At 37.3% G+C, this 13044-nt stretch carries 2 protein-coding genes and 1 tRNA gene; 1 reads left to right on the top strand and 2 read right to left on the bottom strand.

Annotated features, from left to right (window positions below; translation table 11 throughout):
* Nucleotides 1-100 precede the first annotated feature (100 nt).
* Nucleotides 101-173 (bottom strand) — tRNA-Val (locus tag ACLIBG_RS02645).
* Nucleotides 174-368: 195 nt separating this feature from the next.
* The gene (locus ACLIBG_RS02640) at nt 369-1499 is read right to left on the bottom strand and encodes a response regulator (RefSeq protein ID WP_439311161.1); all 1131 of its coding nucleotides are present in this window, start codon (nt 1497-1499) and stop codon (nt 369-371) included.
* 510 nt (nt 1500-2009) lie between these two features.
* On the opposite strand from ACLIBG_RS02640, the gene ACLIBG_RS02635 reads away from it, so the two are divergent.
* Entirely contained in the window at nt 2010-13019 is an 11010-nt protein-coding gene (locus ACLIBG_RS02635) for a Cna B-type domain-containing protein (RefSeq protein ID WP_439311160.1), read from the top strand.
* Nucleotides 13020-13044: the final 25 nt, after the last annotated feature.

Here is a 13044-nt window from a genome sequence, read left to right as displayed (position 1 = left end):
TCTACATCATCCTCAGTTGAATTTGTTTTTTTCTGAGTCTGTATTTTTTTTGACCATAAAAAAACGCTTATACACATTTGTGCATAAGCGTTTCGTAGTATGATTCCGATTGGGCTCGAACCAACGACCTCATGCCTGTCAAGCATGCGCTCTCCCAGCTGAGCTACGGAATCGTTTGAAGTTACCGACATTTAATACTATATATAATTTATGAGGGGTTGTCAATATAGATCGATGTTTTAAGAATAGTATGATGATTCCATCAGAAGTAAGATTTTATATTTTAGGAATATTATTCTCATTCGCCATTGGATATGCTAACAAAATTCACGATAGATTTGGAATTTGCTAAAAAATAAGTTTTTCAGTTATTTAACCTTATCCCGATTCCATTGATTGTACCATTGTTGTATGGTTGGGTTCATTTTAATATGAAATTCCTCCATTGTTCTTTCTAATTGATTGTACTGATGTTTAACAAGTAGCCCATATCCCATAGAAGCATATAATTCCATTAAGGAAAAGTGTGCATGCTCATCTTCAGGTCTCAATGTACAAATTTGTATATACCAGGATTCTGCGTTTTCTAAATCACCATGATCATAATAAATATTAGCTATATTATAAGCAGTTTTTAGCCAGATTTGTTCCAATCGATAGCGTTCAGAGTCGGCCCATAAATAATTATATTCTTGTAAATAAGAGCCGGTATACAACTGCATAACTGCTTCATACTTTTCAATGTTGTCCATACGAATCGTAGGAGCAGTACTCATTTTTTCTTCCCATTCAGATACATCTGTTACGACATTTCGCAAGGATAATAGGTAACCATCCTGCACATTTTTCAAAGAGAAATAATTTTCGTATTGTTCAAGTGCTTTACGAATATGGTAAATGGCTGTATATAATTGGGAGAATGCTTTTTCTGTATCAAATTCCGGCCATAGCACATCAATTAATTGTAATTTATTATTTGTTTTTTCAGCATGCTGTAATAAATAAAGGAACAACTCCTGTGCTTTAGCAGTCCGCCATTTAATATGTATATGTTCATCTTGTTCAAGCTGAAATGTCAGTTCTCTAAATAGATTAATTCGCAATGTTGTATTAGTGGAAACATTTTTGGATTTTGTATTGCTCACTATTTGTCCGACCCGTTCCAATGTCTTTTTCAAACGTTCTGTGCGAACAGGCTTTAGAACGTAATCTAGCGCATTTAATTCAAATGCCTGCACCGCGAAGTCGTTGTATGCCGTGACAAAAACAATGATCAACGACGGGTTTTCCTCAAGCAGCATTTCTGCCAGCTCAAGCCCGTTTATTTCAGGCATATCAATATCTAAAAATACAATATCTATTTGAGGCAGCACGTCTCTGTGTCTTTTTAGATCAAAATGAACGTATTTACCGACAACTTCGATTTCGCTCACCTTTTTAATCTGCAGTTCGAGAAAATCGAGAGCTAGCTGCTCATCATCAACTAGAATTGCTTTCATACATATTCTCCTTTCTATAAATAATATCTTCCAATCTCTAAATTAATCAAAAGGACATGAATATTTTCATATAGTCATGTTACTTATTTTATCGGTACATTATAGCCAATTATAAACCAATTTAGTAGTAAAGAAAATGTATTGAGTCATTATGCTGTATGTCGTAATAGATTCTGATGACATTGGAGGAGATGCAGTAATATTTCGGGCAAAAATAAATCAGAATCAAATGTCTAAAATTTGTCACACGTTGTTGGAAAAAACCCATTATTGTTGAATAACCTATATTGTCGGTTGTTTTAAGTATGCAGAAGTTTTAAAAAGTGGCCTAAGCATGTAATTACCATGCATTAATTTAGTTCTAAATACCTAAACAACTTCATTTTTTATTTGTTTTTTTAAGAATTGTATATTTTATGTATATCCCCCTTTATTATACTCGCTCATTGGTAAATTCATTACTTCCACATTATGGATTTGAACTATACGTAAAGAAAAGGAGTACAATCAATGAGCAAAAAATTAAGTGTTTTATTTATTTTTCTATTGTTTTTTCAAACGATTACGAGCGGATTTGCATTGCCGGGGCAAGCGATTGCTCAAGGTAACACCGACAGGATTATTACAGGTGTGACGGTGAAGGATGCAGATGTCCCAGAAGCCAATGATATCATCTTGGATGAAGTGGACGAGGGAACAGAAGTATACTTACATGTAAACTGGTCTATTGGAAACATAGATTTAGATATGATAAAAGAAGATTCATTATCCATTATTGACTCCATTGATGATACATTAGTCATACAAGAAGAACAGCAAGGAAAATTATCAGAGGAAGAGCCTCATCTAGGAAACTATCAGGCAACAACTAATGGAATAATAAATGTACAAATTGATGAAATAGCAGAAAAACTAGAAAAAGCAAAAGTAGAGCAGAAGAATGGAACGTTTATCGTTACGGCAATTGTTGAAAAGAAAGAATCTACTGAAGGAAAAGATGCGGATAAAAATGGAAATAAGGACACAGGAAAAGGTACAAAGGAATCAGAAGAATCTGATTCCATTCAAAACGAAAATGCCGCGGAGAATATTAATAAACAGCAAGATTTAGAAGATGAAAAACCAGGGGCAGATAAAGAAAAAGATACTAAAGACCCTAAGTCAGATGAAGGAGAAAACTCTGCGAAGAATAAAGGCCAAGATGAAGACACGAAAGGAGAAGACCCAAGCGAAGAAAATAGTAAAAACTCGAATTCGATAGGCATACAAAGTGAGGGAGCAAAGGAAGAAAAACAAGGATTTAATCTGGAATTAGGCCAAGTTACTGACTTGAAGGGCAATCGCTATAGTGAAGAAAATCTATTGGATCCTAAAGATGAATTCAGGTTGAACTTGAACTGGAATTTGGAAGATGGGCATAGCTACACAGAAGGCCATTCGGAGATTTTTGAGTTGCCGAAAGGAATCAAAATTCAAGAAGAAATTAATGTAGCATTGAAAGACGATTCCGGCCTGGTCGTGGCCAATGCTGTTGTGGGAACAGATAATAAAGTAGAATTGACCTTTACTGACTTTGTAGAAACCCACAGCAATGTCACAGGCCATATGCAGATTGTTTCCATGATAGATAAAGAAGATGCCGATGTTGATGATGAGAATATTGTCCTGGAGCCAATCGGTAGCGAAGGCGAAATCAGAATTCCGATTAATCGTGACAACACTGATAAAACGATTGAAAAACAGGGAACGCCGAATAAAGGCTATGATGCTGATGAAATCAAATGGGAAGTTACCATTAATAAAAACAAACAGTCTCTGACAAACGCTATGGTTACCGACGTACTTCCTGAAGGGTCAGAATATAAAAAAGGAAGCCTGAGGGTCACAAAATTGAAAGCGGACCTTGATGGTAATATTTTGGGAGATCTGGGAGAAGTCGATGTCATCGGTGAAACGGTTGAAAATGGTACTTTAAACATCCCGATGGGGAACATCAAAGATGCGTACCGGATTGAGTATATTACAAGTGTTACGGATGACGAACAACAGCAATTTAAAAACGATGCGACATTATCAGATGATGGCTTAGATCCCGTTTCAGCAGATGCAACCATAACAATCAACCGCGGGGATCCAATCAAAAAATCTGCAGTTACGGAATATGATCCTAAGACTGGAATTATTGAATGGGAACTAGAATTTAACTTTAACCAGAAAGAATTGAATGATGTCACTTTAACAGATGCATGGGAGCCAAAAGGCAAAATGCATTTAGTCGAGGACAGTTTAGAATTCCAGGAAGTGACGATTGATGACGATGGCAATGCACACAATGAAGGTGAAGCGATTAATCTCCCTGAAGGTGCGGAGCTTGAAAACGGTGAGGATCAATTTGAAATCATAGGTATTTCAACGAATAAACCTTATAAAGTGACATATCAGACGAAAGTGAATGATCGTGTATTAGATAGTTTTGATATAACTAACACAGCAGGATTCGGCACGGAGACGGATGTTGTCTCAGGCACAGGTGTGGGTGCATGGTACGGTTCAAAATCTGCCGGGGATGTAGACTATAAAAACAAAACCATCGATTGGAAAATTGAATTAAACCATGATGAGTATCCAATGGAGAATATTAGCATTGTGGATACATTAGGGGATGGTTTAACACTTGATAAAGAGTCCATTGCAATTACGGTAGATGGTCAGGAATATACAGGAGGTTATACCGTTTCAGATGGCAATCCATTTGAGTTAGCGTTTCCGGATGATTTTAGTACGGATAAAAAGATTGTCATCACCTATAAAACAGGATTTGTTGCCGATGAGGTACCCAACCAAGAACCAACGAACAAAGCAGCTATTACCTGGACACCAGTAGGCGAAAATGATTCTATAACAAAAGAAATCGAAGCAGGAACGGAACTAAACGACGATACGAAAAATAATGATTGGAAGAATGGCTCCTACAATCCAGACACAAAAGAAATCACATGGACGATTTATACGAATTATCGTGAAAACGATATAGGTGATTTGATTATTAAGGATAAGCCACAAGGGAATCAAACAATTGTTCCTGGCTCCGCGGTGGTAACGGAACTGTCTATTGATGAAAATGGAAATAAAAGTGAAGATGAGACATTAAACGCTGCAACCATAGATGAAGGCGCCAATTCTTTAGAAGTAAACATCGGTGAAACAGATAAAGCTTACAAAATCGAGTACAAAACGTCACTCGAAGGCTTAAGCGATATTCAAAAAGAATATGTCAACAAAGCAGAAGTTTTTGATGGTGATACATTACTATCTGAAATAGACGCTAAAGTAGGTATTGCAAAAGCCCATACGTATGGATATAAATCAGGTGAGCAAGAGGGGAAGCAAGTGCATTGGTCTGTAACTGTGAACCCCGGCCAACAGAAAGTTTCAAACTTGAAATTGGAAGATACTGTTTCTGAAAACCAGGATATATTAACACATACATTCAATGTGTATGAAGCATCCGTAGACAATGATGGGAATGCAACGAAGGGGGAAGAACTTTCTACTGATCAATACACACTCACACACACAGAAGGTGAACCGACCTTCACCGTGGAATGGGAAGAGACCGTTGAAAGCGCGTTTATCGTCGAGTATTCCACACTGTTCTTTGAGAAGCATAACGGTGAAGTAACAAACAGTTATACAGTATCAGGTGATAATATTGTTGATGGTGGTACAACGGATGGTGACGGTTCAGTAACAATTAAACAACTAGCTTCCGGTGGCGGCTCCGGGACTGCAGGTTACCTTGTCATTGATAAGGTTGATACAACTTATGGTCAAGCAGAAACAAAACTCCAAGGTGCCGAGTTTGATTTAATTGATGCCGATACAGGGAATGTTTTAAAGTCAGGTACTACAGATGAAAATGGTCAAATTGATTTCGGCCGCTTGCTCTTTGGGGATTATATATTACATGAAACCAATGTCCCAGTCGACTTGGTTAACCCCCATGATAATAATAAAGAAACGATTACAATCGATAAAGAATATAGGGATGATTCCGATAAAGAGGATTTTGAATATCGGGTCGAAAACTATGAACCTGTCTTTATGATCGAACTGACGAAAACGAATACAGCTGATAAAACAGAAGTTGTGCCTGGAGCAGAATATACTGTTTATAAAGATAACCAAGGTAATGAAGAGGTTTTATCTGGTACAACAGATGAAAATGGAAATATCTTATTTGATTCTGAAGATTTAGTAGCTGGAACGTATTATGTAAAGGAAACAGAAGCACCCAATGCGTTTCAATTGGATGATGAATATCATGAAGTAACAATTGGAGAAAAGGAAAAAGAACCTGTTGAATTAAATGTTACTGATAAGTTAATTCCAGGTAGTGCCAACGTTGTGAAAGTAGATGCTGAAAATACAGATACAGGATTAGATGGAGCTGTATTTGAAGTACAAACACGCTCAGGGGAACATGTAAAAACGTTATCAGCAACAGACGAAAACGGCGAAGTAAATACTGGCGATCTACAGCCGGGTGATTATAGGTTGGTCGAAATAGAAGCACCAAATGGATTTAATGAATCAAGTACAAACGTTGATTTTACAATCGCTCGCAGTACCGATTCAAATCCTACTGAAATTACACTTGATAATATTGAAAATCTAGTAAAAATAACAAATATTGAATTAACGAAAAAGGATACAGTAAATGGCAATCAACTATTATCAGGCGCCGAATTTGAATTAACGTACCAAAGCGGCGATTATGCTCTTGAAGGAAGTCCAAAAACTGGAACAACTGATGAAAATGGAATGGTTACGTTTGAAAATCTGAAACCTGGAATCTATAACATTAAAGAAACAGGAACGCCTGCAGGATATATTTCAAATTCCGACTCATTCACGGTTGACGTAACATTAGATGATGTAGAAAACAGTACAATTGTCACTAAAGATGTGGAAAACGATCCTCTGGCTAATATCATCGTAGAAAAAGTAGACAGTGAAACGAACGTTCCATTAAATGGTGCGGAGTTTAAGGTAACTAAAGATGGTGAGGATGTTACAGGTTACACAGGATTAACAACAGATGCTGATGGCAAGATTAGCATTACTGGCCTAGAACCAGGCACCTATAATCTTGTAGAAACTAAAGCTCCAACAGGCTATACAATTAACGAAGAAAAAGAACTAGGTGAATTTACAGTTCCAGAAGCCGAATTGACAAATCCAGAAACTGAAAAAATAGAATTCACAGGTGATAGTGCATTTGAAAATGATATTGTCAAAGGCTCTGTAGAATTTCAGAAAGTAGATGAAGATGGCAATTCGTTAATAGAGGGTGTGGAATTCAGCTTAACGAGTACATCATTAGAAAACAGTGATGAAACAGTTGAAAAGACAGGGATTACACCAGATGAAAATGGCAAGGTCTCTGTAGATAATCTACGGCCTGGAGATTACGTGTTTAAGGAAACAAGTGTTCCTGAAGGTTATCAAGAAAATCATATAATGAACAAACCTATTGAGTTTACGGTTGATTTAAAAGATGAGAAACATGAAGTGAATTTAGATCATGTTAATAACTATAAGCTCGTAGACATTCCAGTTAAAAAAACATGGAATGACCATGGTGTGAATGTATTGCGTCCAGATGTAACAGTAAACTTGTATAGACAGGTAACTGGAGCGCATGATAAGGAAAGTGCTGGGACAGTAACATTAAAATCCGAACACTATTTTACCCATACATCTGAATGGTCCTATACGTTTGAAGGATTGGACGCTGTCGATGAGAATGGAAATGAATACACTTATACAGTAGAAGAAGTGCAGCCTGATCGCTATAAGCAGGAAGATTTAACAGGAACCATGGAAACAGGGTTTAACATTACGAACGTGCAAACCACAGATATTGAAGTGGTGAAGGAATGGAAAGATGAAAATTCATCTGATCGTCCTGATGAAGGTATTGCAGTACAACTTAGTCGTGTAACTCCTGACAAAGCGGGTAGTGTTGAAGAGGAAGTAGAAACAAAGACTATCAAATCAGAAGATAGCTGGAAGCATACATTTGAAAATCTTCCAATGTATGATGAAGAAGGTTATCAGTATGAATATGATATAGAAGAGATCAATGAAGTTGAAGGGTACAAACAGGATCCCATTGAACGTGATGGAAATAAATTCACAATAACCAACGTTCGCAGTGGAAAAAAATCCATCGAAATTACAAAAGAATGGAACGACACCGAGGATACGGCTGATCGTCCAGATAACATTACAATAGATCTCTTTCAGAAAAAATCTGCTACAAATGAATATCCTTCAACCGCAAAGAATACTAAAACGATCGAACCTGATAAAGAAGGGAATTGGACGCACACATTTGAAGGTTTGGAAGCATTTGATGAAGACGGCATAGCTTATGACTATAAAATAGAAGAGAGAGATGTTCCAGGTTATGCCAAAGATGTTTCCGACGTAGATGAAAATGGGAATGTCACAATCACGAATACTCGCACAGGTAAGACTACTGTAGCTGGTGAAAAAATCTGGAAAGACGATAATAAAGAAGATCGTCCAGATGAAATTAACGTAGTCCTTTCACCTGGAGTTGATAGCTATGACAATACTATAACAGTAACTGAAGGTGACAATTGGGAGTATGAATTCACAGATCTTCCTAAGTATGATGATAACGGTGCCGAAATAGCGTACTCCGTTTCAGAAAATATGGATGAGAAAACGAAAGAGAAATACGAATCCACGCCGGGAAATGGCTATGACATCATCAACACCCGTGTAGGCACAATAGATCTAAACGTGGCTAAAAAATGGTTGGACGAAGATATAAACGATCGTCCAGACAAGATTACGTTGCAGCTCTATCAAAATAATGTACATCTTGAGAGTGAAGATAAGGATATTACAGCTGAAGATGACTGGAAACATACGTTTACTGATCTAGATGAATACGATGACGACGGAAAAGCCTACAATTACACTGTCAAAGAAGTCATACCTGATGGTTATGGTTATGAGCAAGTAAACAATGAGGAAACAGCTAATGGCATAGAAATAACAAACGTACGAAGTGAAAAAACTGAAATTGAAGTAACAAAAGAATGGGTAGATACGGACGAAACAAAAGATCGCCCTTCCAGCATTACGGTAGAGCTTTATCAAAATGAAGGTGATAAAAACCCGCTTCACACAAAAGTTATAAAACCAGATGATGAAGGAAATTGGACACACACATTTACAGGTCTGGAAAAGTTTGATGAAGACGGTAAAGCTTATGACTATAAAGTAGTAGAGCAAAGTGTTCCAGGCTATGACAAAGATGTTTCCGACGTAGATAAAAATGGAAATGTCACAATCACGAATACTCGTGATGGCATCGTAGAAATAGCCGGTGAGAAAGAATGGAAAGATGACAATGCAGATGATCGTCCAATTGAAATTACAGCAAAACTACTACAGAACGGGAAGGAAATAGATTCAAAAACAGTAAGTAAAGACGACGACTGGAAATATGATTTCGGAGCTCAGCCGGAGTTTGACGAAGAAGGTAAAGCTTACGAATATAAAGTCGAAGAAAAAATGGATAATGAGACGAAAGAGAAATACGAATCTACATCGGGCGAAGGCTATGATATCATCAACACGCGCGTAGGCACTACATCTGTAGAAGGTGTGAAAACATGGAAAGATGATGATCCATCAGACCGTCCAGATGAAATTCAAATCAACTTGCTGCAAAATGGCGATAAAATCGACCATAAGATAATCGCTAAAGACGAAGAGCAAAATGAACAAGAATATCATTTTACCGACTTAGAAAAGTACGATGAAAATGGTGTTGCGTATAAGTATACAATCGATGAGGAAGCTGTTGAGGGATACGAGAAACACATTGATGGTTATGACATTACTAATACCCGCAGTGAAAAAACATCATTCAACGTAGAAAAGAAATGGTTGGACGATAATAACGCAACAGAAAAACGTCCAAATAATATTACAGTAGAACTCTTCCGTAGTGATGACACGGATAATGCAATAAAAACAAAGGTCATCAGAGACAGTGATGATTGGAAGTACACATTTAAAAACCTAGAAAAGTATGACGATGAAGGAAAGCTTTATACGTACTCGGTTGAAGAAGTATCAGTGGATTGGTATGAACCAACCCAGAAAGAAACTGAAGATGGTGTTAAAATTACCAATGTTCGTAAAGGCGAAACGTCTGTAGAAGTGATCAAAGATTGGAATGACAATCATGCGATAGAAAACCGCCCTGAGAGCGTGACAGTCGAGCTTGTTCGAAAAGACAAGGACGAGAACGAGAAAGTAGTAGATAAGCATGATATTAAAGTTAATTCTAAAGGAATATGGTCACATACTTTCGATGAATTAGCAGCATTTGATGATGACGGCGTAGCATATAAATATACAGTAAGAGAAGAAACGGTTACTGGATATCAGCAAGAAAGTATGGAAAAAACGAGCAAAGGATACAAAATCACCAACGTTGCAACAACAGATTTAGAAATAAATAAAACGTGGTTAGATGACGACTCCAAAGATCGTCCATCTGAAATTGAAGTAGAATTATCTAGATCTGTTGTAGATGGCGAGAAAGAACTCGTTGGTGAACATGAAGTAACAGCTAACAAAGATTGGTCACTCGTAATAGAGGACTTACCAGTATTTAATAAGGACGGAAAAGCATACACGTATGAAATGAAGGAATTAAAAGTGGATGGTTATGAATCTTCCATTGAAGAAACGAAGAACGGTTTTGATATTGAGAATCTACGTGTAGGCACAACGGCAGTAGACATTACAAAATTGTGGAAGGACGAAGATAAAGCGGATCGTCCGAATACAATTAAAGTGAACCTATTCCAGGACGGCGTCTTTTACAAAGAATATGGAGTAGCTGCAGAAGATGGCTGGAAAAAGACGATCACAGATTTACCGAAGTATGATGAGGAGGGTAAATCGTATACGTACACAGTCACAGAACAAGAAGTAGCTGGTTACGCATCCGAAGTGGACGGTTTTGAAATTACCAATACTCGGGCAGAAACAAAGGATATCGAAATCACCAAAACATGGTTAGACACCGAGGAATCTGCAGATCGACCAAATACAATTAATGTAGAACTAGTTAGAACAGTTGCAGATGGAGAGAAAGAAACAGTTGATACGTATGATGTCACTGGTCCAGCAGATGCAACAAATTGGTCGCTAAAAGTAGAAGACCTTCCAGCATTTGATAAAAACGGAAAAGCATACACGTACGAAATTGAAGAACAGGAAGTCGATGGCTATGAAACAAAAATCAACGGCTTTGACATCACTAACTTACGTGTAGATACAACAGAAATATCCGGCGAGAAAACTTGGAAAGATGAGGATGAAAATGATCGCCCTAAAGAAATAACAGTACAGGTGAAAAACGGAGACACTGTTGTAAAGGAAGAAACCGTTAAAGCAGATGATGGGAAATGGACATATACCTTTACCGATCTTGCTAAGTACGATGATAAAGGTAAAGAAATCAACTATACTATTGATGAAGTTGAAGTGGATGGCTATGAGAAATCAATAAAGGGTAACAATATGATTAACACGCGTGCTGGTACAAAAGATATTGAAATCACCAAAACGTGGTTAGATACTAAAGATACGGCAGAACGTCCAGATTCCATTGAAGCGGAGCTGTTCAGATCAGTAACAGATAGTGATGACAAAGAGTACGTCAAAACGTATACAATCAAATCCGAAAATGGTTGGTCACTTAATGTAGAGGATTTACCTGCATTTGACAAGAACGGAAAAGCATACACGTACGAAATCGAAGAAAAAGAAGTAGAAGGCTATGAATCAACCGAAAAATTGATAGATGGTGGCTTCAAGATCACAAATTTACGTGTTGGAAAAACAGAAGTTACTGGAACCAAGACATGGTTAGACGATGATTCAGAAGATCGTCCAAAATCAATCAAAGTAAACCTAACCCGTAAAGTAAATGGTGAGCTTGATAAGACCTTTACAGAGACTAAGACCGTTAAAGCAGATAAAGACGAAAATTGGTCTTATGCATTCACGGATTTAGAAAAGTTTGATGGAAATGGTGTAGCATATGAGTACATTGTTACAGAAGACGTACCCGATGGTTATGATTATCTAGTAGATGAGGAGTACAACATCACAAATCTACGAGTTGGCAAAACTGAAGTTAATGTCACTAAGTTGTGGGAAGACGAAGGCGAATCAGACCGTCCGGATACAATCAAAGTGAACCTGCTTCAAAACGGTGATTTCTATAAAGAATACAAAATTACTAAAGAAAACAACTGGGAACGAGCACTCACGAATCTACCAAAGTATGATGAAGTTGGTAAAGCTTATGAATACACGATCAAAGAACATGATGTGCCAGGTTATGCATCAGATGTTGACGGATTTGAAATTACTAATACACGTGCAGATGTGAAAGCAATAGAAATCACGAAGACATGGTTAGATGATGATTCCGAAGACCGTCCAAAGGCAATTGATGTTGAATTATTTAGATCAATTTCTAATGGTGATCAGGAACTAGTTGACACAATAACAATCACTAAAGAAGCTGATTGGTCACACGAAGTAACGGATCTACCAGCATTTGATGAAGACGGAAAAGCTTACACGTATGAAATTAAAGAAAAAGCAATTGATGGTTATGAAACAACTGTTAATGGCTTCGAATTAACCAATTTACGTGTCGGTGAAACAGAAGTTGCAGGAGCGAAAAACTGGAAAGATGATAATTCAAAAGATCGACCAGAATCGATAACAGTTCATCTCTTGCAAAATGGCGAAGAAATTGACACGAAAGAAGTAACAGAAGAGACAGATTGGAATTATAGCTTCACAGACCTTGATAAGTATGATGAAAAAGGTGGAGCCTATGAATATACGGTAGAAGAAGAGCCAGTAGAAGGTTATGAGTCAAATGTTGTAGGTTATGACATTACAAACGTACGTGTTGAGGTAACTGCTGTAGAAGGTGAAAAAATCTGGAAACATGATGAATCTAAAGATCGTCCAGATTCAATCACCGTACTATTATTAGCAAATGGTCAGCAAGTAGAACGATTGGAAGTCACAGCTGATATGGATTGGACGTATTCTTTTGCAGAATTACCAGCGTATGATGAAGCAGGTAAAGAAATTGATTATTCTGTTGAAGAAGTAGAGGTTCCAGGATATAAAACGCAAATTGAGGGATATAACATAATTAACACATTGATACCTGGAGAACCAGCTGATCTAGAAAAGCCAAGTGAATCTCACAAACCAGGTGATGAAAACGATCCAGGTGAAGATGGAAAACAACTACCAAAAACAGCAACAAACATATACAGCTTTCTTCTAATAGGAAGTCTATTGTTAATAGCAGGATTGACTGTTCTATATGTACGAAAAAAAAGTGCACATTCAGAAGAATAAGAATCAAGCACAATTAAAAAACTTT

It is taken from the genome of Virgibacillus sp. W0181, from assembly GCF_051846915.1.
Taxonomy (GTDB): Bacteria; Bacillota; Bacilli; order Bacillales; family Amphibacillaceae; genus JBPYCR01.
The sequence above is the reverse complement of the archived record's forward strand: the minus strand, read 5'-3'. Positions and strand labels throughout refer to the sequence as shown.